Below are 19,155 nucleotides of genomic sequence, written 5' to 3'. Positions count from 1 at the left end.
ATGTCGCTGATCCTGTGGTCCCACCCCTACGCCGCCTATGGCCAGAAGGCCTCCGTCGCCCTGTATGAGCTCGGCCTGCCGTTCGAGCTGAAACTGGTCGATGCAGGCGACGCGGCCGGCATGGCCGCGTTCCGAGCCGTCTCGCCCTTCGGCAAGATGCCGGTCCTCATCGACGGCGACCGTACGATCGTGGAGTCCAGCATCGTCGTTGAGCATCTGGACCGGCTCGCGGGCCGCGGTCGGCTGATCCCCCACGATCCCGATGCGGCGCTGGAGGCGCGGTTGATCGACCGCATCGTGGACACCTACGCCGGCGGTCCGATGAACCGCATCATCCCGCGGAAATTCCGCCCCGCCGGGAACGAGGATCCCTACGGCGACGCCCAGGACGCGAACATTCTGGCGGTGGCCTGGGATTGGCTGGAAGACAGGCTCGGCGACGGCCGGACGTGGGGCGCGGGCGAAACCTTCACCCTGGCCGACTGCTGCGCCGCCCCGATCCTGACCTACGCCCGCCGGCTGATCCCGTTCGGCGACCGGCCGCGGCTGAAGGCGTGGCACGGGCGGCTGATGGCGCGGCCGTCGTTCCGCCGCGCGCTGGAGGACGCCGCCCCGTTCGGCGACCTGATGCCGGCCCCGCCGCCCGTCGACTAGGCCGTAGAGGGCCTAGCCGTTGGCGGTCGCGATCGCGGTCGTGCCGCCCGGCGCATGGGCCACGTCCAGCAGCTTGAGGCGGAAGATCAGCACGCTGTTGGGCGGGATTTCGCCCGCGGAATCCTCGCCATAGCCAAGGTGCGGCGGGATGTAGACCAGCCACTCGTCGCCGACCGTCATGTGCTGCAGGGCTTCGCGCATGCCCGGAATCACCGAGCCGGCAATGCCCTCCTCGACGGTGAAGACGGCGGGCTGGCCGCGCTCGAACGAGCTGTCGAACACCGTGCCGTCCGTCAGCGAGCCTTCGTAGTCGACGCGGACCAGATCATTGCCGTCCGGCCGCTCGCCACCGGGCGGACCGGCTTGCCGGACCTTGTACTGAACCCCGGACGGGAGGGATTGCACGCCGTCGGCCTTCGCATTCGAGGTCATGAAGAACTCGGCCGCGCGCAGGTTCTGCGCGGCGTCCTGGCCGACGTCCGGGGCCGCGTCTCGGCCGCACGCCGCCAGCGCCGCCGCCATGGCCAGCACGGCCGCCGTTCTAGCCCATCCGTAGCGCATAGCCTGCCTCTTCCAGTCCCTGTCGGATCTCGTCCGCGTGAGTCTCGCCGCGTGTCTCGACCATGATGTCGAACTCCGCCCCCTTGGCCGGAACGTCCAGCGCCAGGCGGTTGTGCACCACGTCGATGATGTTGCCGCCGAGGCCGCCGATGACGGCGCTCATCTTCGACAGCATGCCCGGGCGGTCGTCGCCGAGGATGCGGTAGACCACCAGCCGCTTCTCGCGCACCAGCTCGCGGTTCAGAACCACGGCCAGCATCCGGGAATCGATGTTGCCGCCGGTCAGCTCGATGCCGACCTTCAGCCCGCGGAACTTGTCGGGGAAGGCCAGCAGCGCCGCTAGACCGCCCGCGCCGGCGCCCTCGGCGACCGTCTTCTCCAGCGTGGCGAGGAAGGCGACGCCCTTCTCGAAATCCGCTTCCTCGACGACCAGCACCTCCTCCAGCAACGGGTCGGCGAGAGCGAAGGGGATGTCGCCCACCGCCTTGATGGCGATGCCCTCGGCGATGGTCTGGCCGCCGCATTTCGGGGTTTCGCCCCGGCGTTTGGCCGAGAACGACGGGTACATCGCGGCCTCGACCCCGAAGATGCGAATCGAGGGCTTCAGTCCCTTGGCGGCGATGGCCGTCCCGGCGATCAGACCGCCGCCGCCGACGGGCACGATCAGCACGTCGAGGTCGGGCGCGTCCTCCAGGAATTCCAGGCCGCAGACTCCCTGGCCGGCGACGATCCCCGCGTCGTCGAAGGCCGAGATGAAGACCATGCCTTCCTCGTCGCGGAACCGGTGCGCCTCCTCGGTCGAGCCCGAGAAGTCCGCGCCCTTGATCACCACGGTCGCGCCGTGGGCCCGGGTGCCGTCGGCCTTCACGAAGGGCGTGCCCTCCGGCATGACGATGGTCACCGGCACGCCGAGCCGGGCGCCGTGATAGGCCAGCGCCTGGGCGTGGTTGCCTGCCGATGCGGCCACGACGCCCCGTTTGCGCTCGTCGGGCGACAGCTGCAGCAGCCGGTTCAGCGCGCCGCGCTCCTTGAAGCTGCCGGTGAAATGCAGGTTGTCGTATTTGATCCAGACCTCGGCCCCGGTCAGCTGCGACAGCTTGCGGGAATAGCGCACGGGGGTGCGGTCGACCTGGCCGGCGATGCGGTCCCGCGCCGCCAGAATGTCGTCAAACGTGACTGTCATGGGGTTTCCCTATACCCGGTCTGCGCCGGGTTGCCCGAGCTTTTGGACCAGCGTCCCGGGGCTCGCAACCTTGACCTTGCCGCGGCGTTCAGCGTCTCATCCGGATGTTCGACCCGCACCCGTGACGGAGAGAGCCCATGGCCGCCCAGATGACCCCCCGCAAACCCGTTCTTCCGCTGGTCGCGGCCCTGGCGCTCGGCGGTCTGCTGGCGGCGTGCGAGACCGTTCCGATGGATGGCGGGTTCGGTCCGGGCCCCCGGTCGGCCCCCGGCGTGTTCCGGGCTGATGACTTCGCCTGGTCCACCCGGTCCGGCAGCGCCTCGATCGACGGGCGGATCGACTATCGCCGGGGCGGCCAGGCGTTCAGCTGCACCGGCTCGGTCGGCCTGACCCCGGACACGCCCTACACCCGCGCGCGCTTCCGCACCCTCTACGGCTCCACGGACCGGGCCGCCGTGCCGGAAGCCATCGTCCGGGCCCGGACCGTGGCCGATCCGAACGCCGACTACCGTTCCTACGTCCGTTCGACGACCTGCCAGAATGGCCGGTTCAGCTTTTCCGGCCTGCCTGACGGCGGCTGGTTCATCATCGCGCCGGTCAGCGCCGGCGGGGATGACCGCGTCGTCCTGATGCGCCACGTCGACACCCGCAGCGGGCGCATCTCCGTCACCCTGTAAGCGTTCACCGTCAGTCTTTTCAGGCCGCGTACCGGGCCGCTCTGGAGGATTAACCATGCGCCGCCCCTTCCTGACTGCCCTGATCCTCGCCGCCGGTTGCGCCCTGGTCGTGGCCGGCCCGGCGGCGGCCCAGTCCTGGGGACACAACAGCGGCTATGGACATCACCGCGGCGGATCGAACTGGGCTCCGTCGGCCTTCGACTGGCGCAGCCAGCTGGACCGGCCGGGGGACTACCGCTGCGACGCCTTCTGGGACGCCAACCGCACCGACTGCGGGGCCCGCTGGCGCGATCAGCGCCGCCGCGTCAGCCCGCAGGCGCGGCGCGACTATCGGGCCCTCGCCGGCTACAGCGGCAACTACGGCTACGGTCACAGCTACGGCCATGGATACCGCTACGGTTACGACGGCCGCTATTCGACCCGCCGCCGCGGCTACGGCCAGGGCTATGGCTACGGCCACGAGCCGACCGGAACGGCCTACTACGGGGCCTATGGGCGGCCCGACCTCGTCTATCCGGACGGCCGGGGCGGCTATGATCGCCGCGGCTACAGCGGCGGCCGGGATCCGGGACGCATCGACTGGTGCCGCGCCACCTACCGCTCCTACGATCCGGGCAGCGGCTATTACCGGGCGTACAGCGGCCGTCTGATCTTCTGCGGCTGACTCGGAACGCGGTTCATCCGATCACGGAACAGTGGGTGAGCGGCGTTCGCCATTGTTTCGCCTTGTCCGCACCGCTTCGCTCCTCCTGACCCGCAAGGGGCGGTGGATCAGGGAGCGCGTTCATGTCCCAGCACAATATTTCAGGCTCGGAAGTCTTCGGGCCCAAGCCCGGCGTCATGCTGCGGTCGGTCAAGACCAGCGGCCTTCGCCGCCAGCGCGCCGCGCGCACCTGGATGGCCTTCATCGCCGGCGCGGTCGTGGCCGTGGCCGGCGGCGCTGTCGCCCTGGCGGCCGTGTTCGGGTCGACGCTGTTCGGTTAGACCGCGCTCAAGCAGCGAGCCGCCGCGCGGCGAGCGTAGCGCGCCTTACCGTCAGGCCAGCCAGACCATCCGCCGCGTCCGGGCGTCGGCGCCACGCGCCTTGCTGAACCCCTTGCGGACCTCGCCCGTGTAGAGGAAGCCGGCCTTCTCCAGCACGCGGCCCGAGGCGGGGTTGTCGGTGAAGTGGCCGGCCACCAGCGCCCGCCGCCGCCAGCGCTTCGCCGCCCAGGCCAGCGCGCCCTGCAGGGCCTCCGTCGCATAGCCGCGGCCCCAGAAGGGGCGACCGATCCAGTAGCCCACCTCGGGCGCCGGATCGCTGTCCTCGAACAGACCGATGACGCCGACCGGCCCATGGTCCTCATGCTCGATCAGGAAGGTCGCGGCCCGCGCCGGGTCCTGTCCCGCGACGGCCAGGACGAAGGCCTCGGCGTCGTCCACCGAATAGGGATGGGGCATGCGCAGGGTCATCCGCGCGATGTCCGGATCGTTGGCGAGCGCGGCCAGCCGGCTGGCGTCCTGCGGCCCCGGCGCACGCAGCGCCAGCCGCCGCGTCTCGATGACGGGAGAGGGTTCGATCACGCACATGCTGAGCCTCATCCAGTACGCCGCCTCCTTGGAGGGCTCGGACGGCTTCGAGGCGGGGAACGAAAACGGGGAGCCTGGTGATCCAGACTCCCCGCGGAAATGATTCCCTTGGTCCGGATCGCGGCTCTTGAGCCTTGCGCGATCCGGGTGGTGTTCCGTTCGCGCTATTCGGCGGCCATGGCCGGCATGGCGTCGTTGGCCGGAAGAATCGACACGTAGCATCGGCCGCCACGCTTGGTGGTGAATTTGACCGAGCCGGTGGCGGTGGCGAACAGGGTGTGGTCGCGGCCGAGGCCGACGTTCTCACCCGGGTGGAAGGTGGTGCCGCGCTGACGCACGAGGATGTTGCCGGCCAGCACGCGCTCGCCGCCGAACTTCTTCACGCCGAGGCGCTTCGACTCGGAGTCGCGACCGTTGCGCGACGAACCACCGGATTTCTTGTGAGCCATAGGTCTGCTCCCTTGTCTCTAACTGTTCTTACGCTTCGTCGGTGGAAGCGGGCTTGGCCTTGGGCGCGGCCTTCTTGGCCGGAGCCTTCTTGGCGGCGGGCTTTTCAGCGGCGGCTTCGGTCGCCGGAGCGACCTCGGCCTTGGCGGCCTTCGGAGCCGCGGCCTTCTTCGCCGGCTTGGCTTCGGTCTCTTCGACGCGCGGGGCCAGGCCGCGGGCGCGGGCGTTCATTTCGGCCTTGGTCATCAGCGAGGTCTCGCCGTCCCACTTGGCCTTCTCGCCGGCGCCTTCGATGCCGGTGATGCGCAGGACCGACTCCATCTGGCGATGGCCGTTGGTCCGGCGATAGCCCTGACGACGGATCTTCTTGAAGATCTTGATCTTCTCGCCCTTGCGGGTTTCGACCAGCGTCGCCGCGACCGTCGCGCCGGCGATCGTCGGGGCGCCCAGGGTGATGCCCTTGTCGCCGCCCAGCATCAGCACGTCGCCGAACGACACGTTGGAGCCGGCCTCGCCGTCGAGCTTCTCGACCACGATGACGTCGCCCGGTTGAACCCGGTACTGCTTGCCGCCGGTCTTGATCACCGCGTACATGTTGAAGCCTCAGCGAAACGCAAAAAGAATAAGCCCGACGGGGGTCCCCCTCGGGCGAAGAGCGGCGACATATACGGAAGGGGGTCGCCGAGTCAACGCGAAACCCGGCCTTTCGGGGCATTTCGGAGGGTCCGGCGCTCACCCGCGACGGGGTGAGGCGACAGTGGGGCCGCGCCGCCCGCAGCATGATTGCGCCTCGGGCCGTGCAGCGGTAATGATAGATAACGACGTTTGTCATCTCGGCCGCACCGGCCGTCCTTGGCGCTCGGGTCGTGGGGGACGCTCATGAGCATCCGCAAGACATTTCGGACAGGGGACCAGAGCCTCCTGTTCGTCCCGGCGGCGGGGGACGGCGATGACGCCCTGCAGGACCGCAGCGGCGCCGTCAGGGCGCTGGACGACGCGAACCTTCTGGACCGGATCGTGGGCCCGCGCATGAGCGGCGCTGGAGACGCGGCCGGCGGGCTGGACGGCGACGGCGATGTGGCGAGCGTCACCTTGCGAACCCCTGCAAAGCTGACCAGCGACGGTGACGGCTGGGCCTGGGACGCATTCATTCCCCTCGGGAACGCATCCGGGACCGTCTTCGATCAGACCCCGGCGACCGCGCACGCGGAGCCCGTGAGCAGCGTCGTCGTGGCGCCGCCGGTCCTTTCCGGTCCCGACTGGGTCGAGATTCTGCCGCGCTTGGCCGACGACGACTTCATCCTGTCGAAGGATGCGGATCTGCCCCTGGTCCTGCCGGGAACGGGGACCGATCCGGACGCCGACGCCTTCATGGTGATGCGCGACAGCCTCGGTCGGGAGGCCGGCCTGTCCGGCCATATGCTGACCCTCGATCCGGATGGCGCCCTGACCGTCGACACGGGCTTCTTCGGCCACGTCCACGACGACTGGCTGTTCTGATCGGGTCCGGCCAAATCGGGCCGCGCTCTCGACTGTTATAAAGTAACACGCTACAGGGCCGGGGATGACGCCGCCCGACCTCGACCAGACCATCCTGCTGTCCCTGCTGGGCGGCGGTTTCGCCACGGCCTTCCTGCATGCGGCCCTGCCGACGCACTGGTTGCCGTTCGTTCTGGTCGGACGCGCGCAGCGCTGGCGGCTCGACCGCATCATGGCCGCCGTGGTGGCCGCGGGTCTGGCCCACGTAGCCTCGACGGCTCTGGTGGGCGGACTGATCGTGGTGGCCGGACTGGCGCTGGACCAGTGGGTCTCCGGCCTGCTGCCGTATCTGTCGGCGATCCTGCTGTTCGTGTTCGGCGGCTTCTATCTGGTCCGCGCCGTGATCCGGCGGCCCCAGCTCGCCGGCGGCCCGGCGCTGGAGACGGCCGGCCCCGCCGTCTCCGACGCCGCGGCCTTCGGCGCCCTGGTGGCGACGATGGCGATTTCCCCTGGCGAGGTGCTTCTGCCCTTCTACCTGAACCAGGCCCAGGGCGGCGTCGCCGTGCTGGCGGCCCTGACGGTGGTGTTCGCGGCCGGGACGGTGCTGGGCATGGCCCTGTTCACCCTTCTGGCCCGGGCGGGATGGTCGGTGTTGCGGCTCGAGCGCTGGGCGCAATACGAGGGCGCGGTGCTCGGCCTGGCGCTGATCGCGATCGGACTTCTCGTCGTCCTGTATCGGCCCTAAAGCACTACGGATGGCGCACGCCCAAGGCCCTTCTCCCGACCACGCCGGCCATGACCACGCCGCTCACGATCATGGCCACGCGCACGGTCATCACCACGGACCCGTCGACACAGGGGACTGGCGCTACGCCGTCGGCCTGATCGTCAATCTCGCCTTCGTCGCCTGCGAGGTCGGGGCCGGGCTGTGGAGCGGATCGACGGCCCTGCTGGCCGACGCCGGGCACAATCTGTCGGACGTGCTGGGGTTGGCCATGGCCGGCGGCGCGGCCTGGCTGGCGCGGCGGGCCGGCGGGCCCCAGAAGACCTACGGCTACGGCAAGGCGACGGTGCTGGCGGCGCTGGCCAACGCCCTGCTGCTGATCTTCGCCTGCGGAGCCATCGCGCTGGAGGCGGTCCAGCGGCTGGACGCGGGCGCCGAGGTCCAGTCCCGGATCGTCATGATGGTGGCGGGCGTCGGCATCCTCATCAATCTCGGCACGGCCCTGCTGTTCATGCGCGACCAGCACTCGGACCTGAACGCGCGCGGGGCCTACCTCCACATGCTCGCCGACGCCGCGGTGTCGATCGGCGTCGTCATCGCCGGCGCTGCGATCCTGTTCACCGGCTGGTCGATCATCGACCCGCTGGTCAGCCTGGCCATCGTCGCCGTGATCCTGTTCGGCACCTGGGGCCTGCTCAAGGACTCGGTCAACCTGGCCCTCGACGCGGCCCCGCGCGGGGTCGACGTCGAGGCGGTCCGCGCCGCCTTCCTGTCCATCCCAGGGGTCAGCGCCGTGCACGACCTGCACGTCTGGGGCCTGTCGACGACCGACACCGCCCTGACGGCCCACCTCGTCCATGACCGGTCCGATCCGGAGGCCCTGCTGGCCGAGGCGCACCGGATGGCGCGCGCCCGCTTCTCCATCCACCACACCACCCTGCAGCTCGAAGCCGGCCCGCTGCCGGATTGTCCGGACTGCTGACCTTCACAAGCGGCCCCGCAGCCGCCATCTAGCGGCCCATGTCAGACAAGATCCCCGTCACCGTCCTCACCGGCTACCTCGGCGCCGGCAAGACCACCCTGCTCAACCGCATCCTCACCGAGGATCACGGCAAGCGCTACGCCGTCATCGTCAACGAGTTCGGCGAGATCGGCATCGACAACGACCTGGTGGTCGGCGCCGACGAGGACGTGTTCGAGATGAATAACGGCTGCGTCTGCTGCACCGTGCGTGGCGACCTGATCCGCGTCGTCGCCGGCCTGATGAAGCGCCAGCGCCCGGGCAAGCCGGCCTTCGACGCCATCATCGTCGAGACCACGGGCCTCGCCGATCCCGGCCCCGTGGCCCAGACCTTCTTCGTCGACGAGGACGTCAAGGCCAAGACCCAGCTCGACAGCGTCACCGCCCTCGTCGACGCCAAGCACGTCATGGCCCGGCTGGATGACAGCAAGGAAGCCCGCGAACAGGTCGCCTTCGCCGACCGCATCATCCTCAACAAGGTCGACCTCGCCTCGGAGGGCGAACTGGCCGAAGTCGAACGCCGGCTGCGCAAGCTCAACCCGCTGGCGCCCATCACTCGCGCCGAGCGCGCCAATGTGCCGCTCGACCAGGTGCTGGGGCTCGGGGCTTTCGATCTGGAGCGCATCCTCGACATCAATCCCGAGTTCGCCAACCCCGCCCACGGCGAGGCGGGCCACGTCCACGACGAACACTGCGGCCACGACCACCACGGCCACGACCACGCGCACGAGCACGAGCACGAGCACGCCCACGGCGCGCGCGGCCATGCCCACGAGGACGACATCAAGGGCATCTCCCTGTCGCTCGACCGGCCGATGGACGGGACCAAATTCACCGCCTGGCTCGACCGCCTGCTGGGCGAGCAGGGCCAGAACATCCTGCGCGCCAAGGGCATCATCGACGTCGCCGGCGAGGACAAACGCCTCGTCTTCCAGGCCGTGCACATGATCCTCGAGGGCGAGCTGCAGAAGCCGTGGGGCGCGCTCGAACGCCGCTGGTCGCGCGCCGTCTTCATCGGCCGCGATCTCGACGAAGCCGAACTGCGCCAGGGCTTCGAGGCCTGCGCCGCATGAACCCGCCGCCCAAGCCGCTGTCGATGGAGACCCGCCAGGCGACCCTGCGCTACGGCACGCCCGACTTCGACGTGCTGAAGCCCGGCGACTATGTGGTCTGCGCGGTCTCGGGCAAACCGATCCCGCTGGACCGCCTGAACTACTGGAGCGTCGAGTTGCAGGAGGCCTACGCCAGCGCGACGCTGATGAACCAGCGCTGGCTGGAAACGCACGGCCGCGGCTGACACGCAGCGCGCGTTGACGTCCGTCGCGCGCCGTCTAAACGGACCCCATGAAGACCCACACCTACGACGCCCAGGTCACCGCCGCCCTGTTCGACCGGTCCGGCGCCGTCTTCGCCCTCGGCGACGGCTCCGTGCGCTTCGAGGACGGCGCGTTCAGCGCCGCCCATGACGGCGCCATCCTGTGCGCCGCTGGCCATCCGTCCGGCGACGGCGTCGTCACCGGCGGCGACGACGGCCGGGTGATCTGGCACCGGCGTGAAGAGGCCGGCGTGCTGGCCACATCGAAGGGCCAATGGATCGACGCCATCGACGCCTCGGCCGAGAGTGGCCTGGTGGCTTTCTCGGCCGGCAAGACCCTGTCGGTCATCGATGCGAAGGACGCCGGCTTCCGCCGCGATTTCGTCCACGAACGCACCGTCTCGGGCGTCGCCTTTGAGCCGAAGGGCCGGCGTCTCGCGACCTCCACCTACGGCGGCGCGGCCCTGTGGTTCGCCCGCATCGCCGACCAGAAGCCGACCTTCCTCAAATGGGCCGGATCGCACACCGCCGTGGCCTGGTCGCCGGACGGCGCCTTCGTGATCACCGCCATGCAGGACAACCAGCTGCACGGCTGGCGCATCAAGGACCAGAAGAACCTGCGCATGGGCGGTTATCCGTCCAAGGTCCGGGCGATGAGCTTCCTGTCCAACGGCTCGCTGCTCGCGACATCCGGGGCCCAGGGCGCGGTGCTGTGGCCGTTCGTCGGCTCCAACGGGCCCATGGGCCGCGAGGCCACCGAGATCGGCTTCAACGAGGGCAGTCTGGTCGCCGTCGTGGCCTCGCAACCGCGGCATGGCGTCCTCGCCGCCGGTCTTGACGACGGCCGGGTCTGGCTGGCCGATCCGGCGGGACGGGGCCTGAACTTCCTCAAGGCGGAGAAGGGGGCGCCGATCACCGCCCTGGCCATGAGCGGCGACGCCTCCCGCGTCGCCTGGGCGGACGAGGACGGTCAGGCCTGCGTCGCCGACGTCTGACCTGCGCCCTTGCGCCCGGCCGCCCTCCCGCGTCACCATCGCCGGATGTCGGGGCTGACCGGGACCGTGAAGAAAAAGGGGCGGCCGGTCCTGACCGTCGTCCTGGCGCTTGTCGTTCTGTTGCTGGTCAGCGTCGGGATCCATCGCTTCGTCGCTCCGCCCACGACCTTCCTGATGGTCAGCCGGGTGATCGAAGGGGAGGGGCTGTCCTATCGCTGGCGCTCGCTCGACGACATCTCGCCGCGGCTGGTCGAGGCCGTGATCGCTTCGGAGGACTCGGCCTTTTGCGCCCACCGCGGCTTCGACATCAGGGCCATCGAGAAGGCCCTTAAAGCAAACGCCCGGGCCGAGAAGCGCGGCGGCAAGCGCATCCGCGGCGGCTCCACCATCAGCCAGCAGACCGCCAAGAATGTCTTCCTCTGGCCGGGCCGGGACTGGATCCGCAAGGGACTGGAGGCCGGCTACACCGTCCTGATCGAGACCCTCTGGGGCAAGCGCCGGGTCATGGAGGTCTATCTCAACGTGGCCGAGTGGGCCCCGGGCGTCTACGGCGCCGAGGCCGCGGCACGGCACTGGTTCGGCAAGTCCGCCGCCGATCTCAGCGCGCGCGAGGCGGCCCGGCTGGCGGCCATCCTGCCGTCGCCCCGGCGATACAACGCTGGCTCGCCCGGCCCCTATGTGCGCCGGCGGGCATCGCGTGTGCAGGCGGCGATGGGCACGGTGCGCAATGACGGCCTCGCCGCCTGCGTGCTGGGTTAACCGTTACGCTTGACGGCACGGCTCCGCTCGCCTCACCTGCGCGCCGAAAAGGCGGAGCAACCGCCTGAACGCCCCGGGAGGATCTCCATGAAACGCACCCTGATGACGGCCGCCGCCGCCTGCGCCCTCATGACCACGGCCGGCTGCGCCGCCTTCGGCGCACAGGCGCCCGGGGCTGTCAACGACGCCGCTGCGACCTCTGCGGACGCCGCCGCCGCTCCCGCCGCGACCGCCGAAGCCGCCGCGGAGTTCGTGGCCCAGGCCGAGCAGCGCCTCGCCGCCCTCAGCGAGGAGGCCGCGCGCATCCAGTGGACCCGGGCCACCAACATCACCCACGACACGATGTGGCTGGAGAGCCGGATCAACGCCGAATACACCGAGCTGCAGGTCGAACTGGCCAACGGCGCGGCCCGCTTCAACGATGTTCAGGTCCCCGAGGATGTGCGCCGCAAGCTGAACCTGCTGCGCCTCGGCATCGTGCTGCCCGCCCCGAACCGGCCCGGCGCGGCGGCCGAGCTGGCCCAGATCACCACCCGCCTCGATTCGACCTACGCCACGGGCAAATTCGAGTTCAAGGGTCGGCAGATCACCCTCGACGAAGCCAGCATCCTGATGGCCGAGAGCCGCGACCCGGCCGAGCTGAAGGCCCTCTACGAGGGCTGGCGCACCGTCTCGCCGGTGATGGCTGACGACTACGCCCGCATGGTCGAGATCGCCAACGAGGGTTCGCGCGAGCTCGGCTTCGCCGACACCGGGGCCATGTGGCGGGCCGGCTACGACATGGAGCCCGACGCCTTCGCGGCCGAGACGGATCGCCTGTGGGAGCAGGTCAAGCCGTTCTACGAAAACCTGCACTGCTATGTGCGGGACCGGCTGAACGCCCGCTACGGCGACGCCGTCCAGCCCGAGACCGGACCGATCCGCGCCGATCTGCTCGGCAATATGTGGTCGCAGCAGTGGGGCAATATCTATGACGTGGTGGCTCCGTCCTCGGGCGGTGAGTCCAGCTATGACCTGACCGAATTGCTCGAGGCCGCGGACTACGACGCCGCGAAAATGGTCAAGACGGGCGAGAATTTCTACGTCTCGATGGGCCTCGACCCGCTGCCCCAAACCTTCTGGGAGCGATCGATGATCACCCGCCCGGAGGGCCGCGAAGTGGTCTGCCACGCCTCGGCCTGGGACCTCGACAACCTCGAGGACATCCGCATCAAGATGTGCACCCAGGTGAACGGCGACGACTTCTACACCGTCCACCACGAGCTCGGGCACAACTACTACCAGCGCGCCTACAAGGATCAGCCGTTCCTGTTCAAGAACGGGGCGAACGACGGCTTCCACGAGGCGATCGGCGACTTCGTCGGCCTGTCAGCCCTGACCCCGACCTATCTGAACCAGATCGGCCTGCTCGACACGGTCCCGGGTGAGGAGGAGGACATTCCCTTCCTGCTCAAGATGGCGCTCGACAAGATCGCCTTCCTGCCGTTCGGCCTGATGGTCGACCGCTGGCGCTGGGGCGTCTTCAACGGCGAGACCACGCCGGAGGAATACAACGACGCCTGGACCGCCGACATGCTGCGCTACCAGGGTCTGACGCCGCCGGGACCGCGTCCGGAGAACGCCTTCGACCCAGGCGCGAAATACCACATTCCGGGCAACACGCCGTACACCCGCTACTTCCTGGCGCACATCTACCAGTTCCAGTTCCACAAGGCCGCCTGCGAGCAGGCGGGCTGGACCGGGCCGCTGCACCGCTGCTCGATCTACGGCAACAAGGAAGTCGGCGAGCGCTTCAACGCCATGATGGAGATGGGCCAGTCGCGCCCGTGGCCCGAGGCGATGCAGGCCTTCACCGGCCAGCGCGAGAACGACGCCTCGGCCATCGCGGACTATTTCGCCCCCCTGAACGTCTGGCTGACCGAGCAGAACCGCGGCAAGGACTGCGGCTGGAGCGCCTGACCGCCGCCAGGGACGCTGGCCAGGTTTCGCAGAACGCGGGTCATTAACTTTCGCTGTTGACGCTTCTCTTAACCGCCTTGCGCCAAACTCATGCTGAAGACCGTGGGCGGCGTGCGCCCCCGGCGGGACGACGGCTGGAACGGCGATGGGGCTGAAGACCTGGATTGACGGGGCATTGGGCGGTGCGGGGGGCCTCGCGCGCCGCCTGGCGGCGGACGTGCGCGGCAACGTCGCCATGCTGTTCGGCCTGAGCCTGCCCGTGCTGATCCTGATGACCTTCGGCGGCGTGGACATCCACCGGATGTCCACCGTCAAGGTCAACCTGCAGGACGCGCTCGACGCCGCGGCCCTGGCCGCCGCCCGCTCTCCCTACACCGAGGACGCCGACCTGCAGCGCGTCGGCCTCGCCGCCCTGAGGGCCAATCTGCAGGCCTATCCGAATGTGACGCTCGAGGAGGATCAGACCCACTTCACCCTCGACGACGAGGATGTGGTCGTCGCCGACGCCCGGGTGCAGGTGAAGACCCTGGTCGCCAACATCTTCCTGCCGCCCTACGGCCAGCTGATGGACGACTATCTGCCGGTCGGCGGCCACTCCGAGGTCGACCGCTCGTCTCGCAATATCGAGGTCGCCCTGGTGCTCGACGTCACCGGCTCGATGGCCGGCGATCGCATCAGGGACCTGAAGGCCGCGGCCAAGGACCTCGTCGACATCATCGTCCAGCCCGTGCAGACGCCCTACTATTCCAAGCTGGCGCTGGTGCCCTATTCGATGGGCGTCAACGTCGGCTCCAGCGCCAACGCGGTGCGCGGCACGCCGCTGACCTCAACCAATATCACCGGCGCCGTGATCAACCTGACCGGCACGGAAAAGAGCATCACCTCCGCGACCAAGGACCGGCCGGTCGTCATCACCTCCGCCAGCCACGGTTTCAACAACGACGACATCATCTGGATCACCGGCGCTACCGGCATGACCCAGCTGAACAACAAGGCCTACCGGGTCCGCAACAAGACCACCAACACCTTCGAGCTGTATACGGTGGGCGGAAGCCGCGTCGACGGCCGGAATTACAACACCTACTCCGGCAACGCCAAGGTGCGGCGCTGCCAGAACAACGACTGTTCGGTGACCATCACCTCGAACAACCACGGCATGATCAACAACCAGTACGTTTACATCACGGGTGTAAACGGCATGACCCAGATCAACAACGGGACCTATCTCGTCGGCAACGTCACCACCAACACCTTCACCATCGATCCGGACCTGACGGCGCTGAGCCCCTACACCTCGGGCGGCAGGGCGTGGTGCGCCCAGCAGGGCTGCACCTATTTCGCCTTCGAGAACATGTACGGCGACCTGACGACCCACCAGATCAGCGCCTGCGTGACCGAGCGCACCGGTTCGGAGGCCTATACCGACGCCGCGCCGTCCAGCGCGCGGGTCGGACGCAACTATCCGGGCTCCTCCAACCCCTGCCTCGATGCGGTCATCCAGCCGTTGTCCAGCAACAGGAGCGCCCTGAAGAGCACCATCGACAGCTATAACGTCGAGGGCTCGACGGCCGGCCAGATCGGCATCGGCTGGGGCTGGTACATGGTGTCGCCGAACTTCAACTCGCTGTGGCCCTCGAACGGGGCCGCCGCCTACAACACGGCCGAAACGCTGAAGGCCGTGATCATCATGACCGACGGCGAGTTCAACACCCCCTACTGCTCGGGCGTGATTTCGCGCGACGCCGGCAGCGGCTCGGGCAGCAATTCCGAGAAGATCGATTGCGGGGCCGACAATGGCGACCCGTTCGACCAGGGCCGGGCGATGTGCACGGCGATGAAGGCCCGGGGCGTCCTCGTCTACACCGTCGGCTTCCAGATCACCGCCGGCGGCGACGCGGCCAACATGCTGCAGGCCTGCGCCTCAAGCCCGACGAATTTCTACCTCGCCGGCAGCGGCGGCGACCTGTCCGACGCCTTCGCCGCCATCGGCCGGGACATCACCCAGCTCCGCATCTCAAAATAGCCGGCGGGCGGCCCTCTAGATCAGCCGGATTTCCTTCAGCCGCTCGGTCAGGAAGTCCTCGGCCATGATCGCCTTGCCCTCGTAGCGGTCGGGGTTCTCGTCCGAGACCATGGTCGGCAGGGTCTCGATCACGAAGTCCGGGTTGAAGTGCAGGAAGAACGGCGTCGAATAGCGGGCGAAGCCGCGCCGCTCCGGGGCCGGATTGACCACCCGGTGCGTCGTCGACGGTAAGACGTGGTTGGTCAGCCGCTGCAGCATGTCGCCGATGTTGACCACCAGGGCGTTCGGCGGCGGCGCGATGTCGAGCCATTCGCCGTCGGCGTCCTTGAGTTGCAGCCCGGCCTCCTCGGCGCCGAGCAGCAGGGTGATGACGTTGATGTCCTCGTGCGCTCCGGCCCGCACGCCGGGCGCATCCGCCGGCACCGGCGGATAGTGCAGCATGCGCAGGATCGAATTGCCCAGTTCGACCTTGTCCTCGAAGAAGTCGTCGCCGAGTTCGAGGGAACGGGCGATGGCGCGCAGGATCTTGCGGCCGAGGTCGTCCATGGCCGTGAACATGCCGTACAGGTGCTCGCGGAAGCCTTCGATCTCGCTCGGCCAGACATTGTCCCGCATGTATTTGCGGTAGGGATGCCCCTCCGGCAGCTCGCGGCCGACGTGCCAGAATTCCTTCAGGTCGACGGTCGCCGCGCCCTTGGCCGCCTCTACCCCGAACGGAGTCAGCCCGCGGGCGCCGCCGGTCCCCGGCTGGTGGTATTTGCGCTTCACCTCTTCCGGGAGCGCGAAGAACGCCTTGGCGTCGTCCAGCGCGGCCTCGATCACCACCTCGTCCAGTCCGTGGTCGGCGATCACAGCAAAACCATAGCGCTTGAAGGAGGTCCCCAGCTTGTCGGCGAAGGCCTGGAAGTCGGTGTCGTACAGCGTCATCGACACGGGCTCGATCGAGCGGCGGGCGGCGGTGGAGCTCAGGCTGTCAGCCATTGCGGGACCTCAAAACTACATTCGGGCGTTTCCATACGCCCTGCGAGCCGATCTTGGCAAAGCAAGGGCGCCGGGCGCGGACGGCGGAGAAATCCGCCGCGTCGGCCGTTCATCGGCGGTACAGACCGGAACCTTGACCGTAAGGCCGCGTTCCGCCGTCAACCAGAACGCTGGAAGGACCACCCCACCATGCACGCCAAACTGATCGTTACCGGAATCAGCATCGCCGCCTTGCTCGGCGCCTGCACGACGACCGACCCCTACAGCTCGACTCCGCGCCGCAACAACACCGGCACGGGGGCCATCGCCGGCGCGCTCGGAGGCGCCCTGCTGGGCTATCTCACCAACACCTCCAACTCCGAGGAAGGCCGCAAGAACGCCCTGATCGGGGCCGGCATCGGGGCCCTCGGCGGCGCCGCCGTCGGCGCCTATATGGACCGTCAGCAGCGCGACCTCGAGGCCGAACTGTCCGGATCCGGCGTCGGCGTGGCGCGGCAGGGCGACAACCTGGTCCTGCGCATGCCGTCGGACGTGACCTTCGCCTCCAACCAGTCGTCGATCAATCCGGGCTTCTACGCCACCCTGGACGACGTCTCCGCCGTGCTGAACCGCTACGACCAGTCGGTCGTCGACATCATCGGCCATGCCGACTCAGACGGAGCCGACGACTACAATCTGAACCTGTCGCGCCAGCGCGCCTCGTCGGTGGCCCAGTATCTGGTCAGCCGCAACGTCCTGCCCGACCGCCTCTACGTCGACGGTCGCGGCGAGAGCCAGCCGGTGGCCACCAACGCCACCGCCGAGGGCAAGGCGCAGAACCGGCGCGTCGAGATCCTGATCCGCCCGTTCCGCGGCTAGGCTGCATTCGCGCCCAGGCGGCCAGCCGCCGCGCGGCGAGCGTCAGACGCCGGCAAGACAAGGCGGAGCTCCGGCTCCGCCTTTTTTGTGGCCGGACACTGTTCCGTGACTTGCCGAGCGGCGACGCAGGTGCTGGATAACCCACAGAGTTCGACTCGGGGGAAGCGCGTGCGTCCGGACCACGAAATCACCGACGGCATCAGGCTGGGCGCCATCGCCATCGTGTCGGCGGCGGTGACGGCCATGCTGGTCATCGGCGTCGGGCGCACCCTGCTTCCGCAGGCGGACGTACAGGCCGCCGAACAGCCCTCGCTGATCCGCGCGTCCCTGCCCTAGCTCCGCCCGATGGAGGCGTAGCGGAAGCCGCGCGCCCGCATGTCCTCGGGCCGGTAGACGTTCCTCAGATCGACCATCACCGGTTGGCGCAGCAGCCGCTTGACCCGGTTCAGGTCCAGCGCCCGGAACTGGTCCCATTCGGTCAGGATGACCACCACGTCGGCGCCCTCCACGGCGTCATAGGGGCCGTCCTTGAACACGACGCCGGGCAGCAGGTGCGCGGCCTCGGCCATGCCCTCTGGATCGAAGGCCTGGACCGTCGCGCCCATGGCGATCAGGGCCGGGGCGACGTCCAGGGAGGGCGCATCGCGCATGTCGTCGGTATTGGGCTTGAAGGTCAGGCCGAGCAGGGCCACCGTCTTGCCGGTCAGGTCGCCCTCCATGGCGGCCGCCACCTTGCCGGCCATGGCCTTCTTGCGCGCGTCGTTGACCTCGACCGTCGTCTCGATCAGCCGCACCGGCGAGCCTGCATCGGCGGCGGTGCGCACCAGGGCGAGGGTGTCCTTGGGGAAGCAGGAGCCGCCGTAGCCCGGCCCGGCGTGCAGGAATTTGCCGCCGATCCGGTTGTCGAGGCCGATGCCGCGCGCGACCTGCTGCACGTCGGCGCCGACCTTCTCGCACAGGTCGGCCATCTCGTTGATGAAGGTGATCTTCATCGCCAGGAAGGCGTTGGCGGCGTATTTGATCAGTTCCGAGGTGCGGCGGCCGGTGAACAGGATCGGCGTCTCGTTGAGGTTCAGCGGCCGGTACAGCTCGCGCATGACCGCCTGGGCGCGCGCGTCCTCGGCCCCCACCACGATGCGGTCGGGTCGCTTGAAGTCCTCGATGGCCGCGCCCTCGCGCAGGAACTCCGGATTGGAGACCACGGCGAAGTCGGCGTCTGGCCGGCGGGCGCGGATGATGGCCTCGATCTCGTCCCCGGTTCCCACGGGGACGGTCGACTTGGTGACGATGACGGTGAAGCCCTCGATCAGGCCGGCGATCTCCTCGGCGGCGGCATGGACGTAGGACAGGTCGGCATGGCCGTCGCCCCGGCGCGACGGCGTGCCGACGGCGATGAAGACCGCGTCCGCGGTGCGGATCGCCTCGGCGCCGTCCAGGGCGAAGGACAGCCGGCCGTCGCGGACGTTGGTGGCCACGAGGTCGTCCAGACCCGGCTCGAAGATCGGGATCTCGCCTCGCTCCAGCCGCTCGATCTTGGACGGATCCTTGTCGACGCAGGTCACCTCATGGCCGAAATCGGCGAAACAGGCCCCCGAGACCAGGCCCACATAGCCCGTTCCGATCATTGCGACGCGCATGCGAGTTCGCCCCTTTCAACTGTGGCCGGGAGATAGCGGTCGGGCCGGACTTTGACCACCCCGTCCCCCTTCGGTCCGTCAAGCAAAACCGCCGGCCCCGTGAGGGACCGGCGGCTCTGTCTTTTCGTGTCGTCCGCCTCCGACCGGGGTCGGAGGCGGGCTCGACCTCAACCCTAGAAGTTGATGCCGATGGTGGCGCGGCGGTTCAGAGGCTCGCGAACGCCGTCGGCGGTCGGGCGGGCCAGCTGGGTTTCGCCCTTGCCGTCCAGCGAGATCACGCCGCCGTTGACGCCCTGGGAGACCAGCGCGTCCG

The 19,155-nt window shown here is 68.9% G+C and carries 22 protein-coding genes and 1 pseudogene; 15 read left to right on the top strand and 8 right to left on the bottom strand.

Annotated elements, in window-relative coordinates:
• Nucleotides 1-654: a glutathione S-transferase family protein gene (locus VEA98_RS02505; RefSeq protein ID WP_324810848.1), complete on the top strand. Its 654-nt coding sequence runs from the start codon at nucleotides 1-3 to the stop codon at nucleotides 652-654.
• A 12-nt stretch (nucleotides 655-666) separates the two neighbouring features.
• Here VEA98_RS02505 and VEA98_RS02500 read toward each other — a convergent pair whose 3' ends face one another.
• The gene (locus VEA98_RS02500; RefSeq protein WP_324810846.1) at nucleotides 667-1,215 is read right to left on the bottom strand and encodes an FKBP-type peptidyl-prolyl cis-trans isomerase; all 549 of its coding nucleotides are present in this window, start codon (nucleotides 1,213-1,215) and stop codon (nucleotides 667-669) included.
• A complete protein-coding gene (locus tag VEA98_RS02495; RefSeq protein ID WP_324810844.1) occupies nucleotides 1,196-2,398 on the bottom strand; it encodes a threonine ammonia-lyase in 1,203 nt (400 codons plus the stop codon). Before VEA98_RS02495 ends, VEA98_RS02500 begins: the two co-directional genes overlap by 20 nt.
• 137 nt (nucleotides 2,399-2,535) lie before the next feature.
• Here VEA98_RS02495 and VEA98_RS02490 point away from each other — a divergent pair, with 137 nt between their 5' ends.
• The 3 genes from VEA98_RS02490 to VEA98_RS02480 all read left to right on the top strand — a co-directional run bounded on the left by VEA98_RS02490 (nucleotide 2,536) and on the right by VEA98_RS02480 (nucleotide 4,059).
• Nucleotides 2,536-3,075 carry a hypothetical protein gene (locus VEA98_RS02490; RefSeq protein ID WP_324810842.1) on the top strand — a complete coding sequence of 180 codons (540 nt, stop codon included), beginning with the start codon at nucleotides 2,536-2,538 and terminating at the stop codon, nucleotides 3,073-3,075.
• A 55-nt stretch (nucleotides 3,076-3,130) separates the two neighbouring features.
• Entirely contained in the window at nucleotides 3,131-3,739 is a 609-nt protein-coding gene (locus VEA98_RS02485; protein WP_324810840.1) for a BA14K family protein, read from the top strand.
• Nucleotides 3,740-3,861: 122 nt separating this feature from the next.
• Entirely contained in the window at nucleotides 3,862-4,059 is a 198-nt protein-coding gene (locus VEA98_RS02480; protein ID WP_324810837.1) for a hypothetical protein, read from the top strand.
• A gap of 51 nt (nucleotides 4,060-4,110) precedes the next feature.
• On the opposite strand, the gene VEA98_RS02475 is transcribed toward VEA98_RS02480, so the two are convergent.
• The 3 genes from VEA98_RS02475 to rplU form a co-directional block, all read right to left on the bottom strand.
• Nucleotides 4,111-4,644 (bottom strand): GNAT family N-acetyltransferase, encoded by a 534-nt coding sequence (locus VEA98_RS02475; RefSeq protein WP_324811006.1) that lies wholly within the window; start codon nucleotides 4,642-4,644, stop codon nucleotides 4,111-4,113.
• Between the two features lie 164 nt (nucleotides 4,645-4,808).
• Nucleotides 4,809-5,093, bottom strand: a complete 285-nt coding sequence (gene rpmA / locus VEA98_RS02470) for a 50S ribosomal protein L27 (RefSeq protein ID WP_324810835.1) — start codon at nucleotides 5,091-5,093, stop codon at nucleotides 4,809-4,811.
• Between the two features lie 28 nt (nucleotides 5,094-5,121).
• A complete protein-coding gene (gene rplU / locus VEA98_RS02465; RefSeq protein ID WP_324810833.1) occupies nucleotides 5,122-5,685 on the bottom strand; it encodes a 50S ribosomal protein L21 in 564 nt (187 codons plus the stop codon).
• 285 nt (nucleotides 5,686-5,970) lie between these two features.
• Between rplU and VEA98_RS02460 the strand changes: the two genes are divergently transcribed.
• The 9 genes from VEA98_RS02460 to VEA98_RS02420 all read left to right on the top strand — a co-directional run bounded on the left by VEA98_RS02460 (nucleotide 5,971) and on the right by VEA98_RS02420 (nucleotide 15,366).
• Nucleotides 5,971-6,591, top strand: a complete 621-nt coding sequence (locus tag VEA98_RS02460; RefSeq protein ID WP_324810831.1) for a hypothetical protein — start codon at nucleotides 5,971-5,973, stop codon at nucleotides 6,589-6,591.
• A gap of 64 nt (nucleotides 6,592-6,655) precedes the next feature.
• Nucleotides 6,656-7,315 (top strand): hypothetical protein, encoded by a 660-nt coding sequence (locus VEA98_RS02455; RefSeq protein ID WP_324810829.1) that lies wholly within the window; start codon nucleotides 6,656-6,658, stop codon nucleotides 7,313-7,315.
• Nucleotides 7,316-7,325: 10 nt separating this feature from the next.
• On the top strand, nucleotides 7,326-8,276 hold the full coding sequence (locus tag VEA98_RS02450; protein ID WP_324810827.1) for a cation diffusion facilitator family transporter: 951 nt from the start codon (nucleotides 7,326-7,328) through the stop codon (nucleotides 8,274-8,276).
• A 38-nt stretch (nucleotides 8,277-8,314) separates the two neighbouring features.
• Nucleotides 8,315-9,388, top strand: a complete 1,074-nt coding sequence (locus VEA98_RS02445; RefSeq protein ID WP_324810825.1) for a GTP-binding protein — start codon at nucleotides 8,315-8,317, stop codon at nucleotides 9,386-9,388.
• Nucleotides 9,385-9,612, top strand: coding sequence for a DUF2093 domain-containing protein (locus VEA98_RS02440; RefSeq protein WP_324810823.1), 228 nt, complete (start codon nucleotides 9,385-9,387; stop codon nucleotides 9,610-9,612). The genes VEA98_RS02445 and VEA98_RS02440 overlap by 4 nt, the downstream gene beginning before the upstream one ends.
• A gap of 47 nt (nucleotides 9,613-9,659) precedes the next feature.
• Complete coding sequence (locus tag VEA98_RS02435) at nucleotides 9,660-10,625, top strand: WD40 repeat domain-containing protein (RefSeq protein ID WP_324810821.1); 966 nt, start codon at nucleotides 9,660-9,662, stop codon at nucleotides 10,623-10,625.
• Between the two features lie 45 nt (nucleotides 10,626-10,670).
• Nucleotides 10,671-11,384, top strand: a complete 714-nt coding sequence (mtgA, locus tag VEA98_RS02430) for a monofunctional biosynthetic peptidoglycan transglycosylase (RefSeq protein WP_324810819.1) — start codon at nucleotides 10,671-10,673, stop codon at nucleotides 11,382-11,384.
• Nucleotides 11,385-11,471: 87 nt separating this feature from the next.
• Complete coding sequence (locus tag VEA98_RS02425; RefSeq protein ID WP_324810817.1) at nucleotides 11,472-13,343, top strand: M2 family metallopeptidase; 1,872 nt, start codon at nucleotides 11,472-11,474, stop codon at nucleotides 13,341-13,343.
• 145 nt (nucleotides 13,344-13,488) lie between these two features.
• A complete protein-coding gene (locus tag VEA98_RS02420) occupies nucleotides 13,489-15,366 on the top strand; it encodes a ubiquitin-activating E1 FCCH domain-containing protein (RefSeq protein WP_324810815.1) in 1,878 nt (625 codons plus the stop codon).
• Nucleotides 15,367-15,381: 15 nt separating this feature from the next.
• On the opposite strand, the gene VEA98_RS02415 is transcribed toward VEA98_RS02420, so the two are convergent.
• The gene (locus VEA98_RS02415) at nucleotides 15,382-16,347 is read right to left on the bottom strand and encodes an isopenicillin N synthase family dioxygenase (RefSeq protein WP_324810813.1); all 966 of its coding nucleotides are present in this window, start codon (nucleotides 16,345-16,347) and stop codon (nucleotides 15,382-15,384) included.
• A gap of 189 nt (nucleotides 16,348-16,536) precedes the next feature.
• Between VEA98_RS02415 and VEA98_RS02410 the strand changes: the two genes are divergently transcribed.
• On the top strand, nucleotides 16,537-17,205 hold the full coding sequence (locus tag VEA98_RS02410; protein WP_324810811.1) for an OmpA family protein: 669 nt from the start codon (nucleotides 16,537-16,539) through the stop codon (nucleotides 17,203-17,205).
• Nucleotides 17,206-17,373: 168 nt separating this feature from the next.
• Nucleotides 17,374-17,541, top strand: coding sequence for a hypothetical protein (locus VEA98_RS02405; RefSeq protein WP_324810810.1), 168 nt, complete (start codon nucleotides 17,374-17,376; stop codon nucleotides 17,539-17,541).
• Here VEA98_RS02405 and VEA98_RS02400 read toward each other — a convergent pair.
• Nucleotides 17,538-18,842, bottom strand: a complete 1,305-nt coding sequence (locus VEA98_RS02400; protein WP_324810809.1) for a UDP-glucose/GDP-mannose dehydrogenase family protein — start codon at nucleotides 18,840-18,842, stop codon at nucleotides 17,538-17,540. The genes VEA98_RS02405 and VEA98_RS02400 overlap by 4 nt on opposite strands.
• Nucleotides 18,843-19,015: 173 nt before the next feature.
• Nucleotides 19,016-19,155, bottom strand: a pseudogene (locus VEA98_RS02395) (cell envelope biogenesis protein OmpA); the annotation flags it as partial.

Source organism: Brevundimonas sp. (genome assembly GCF_035627055.1).
GTDB lineage: Bacteria > Pseudomonadota > Alphaproteobacteria > Caulobacterales > Caulobacteraceae > Brevundimonas.
The sequence above is the reverse complement of the archived record's forward strand: the minus strand, read 5'-3'. Positions and strand labels throughout refer to the sequence as shown.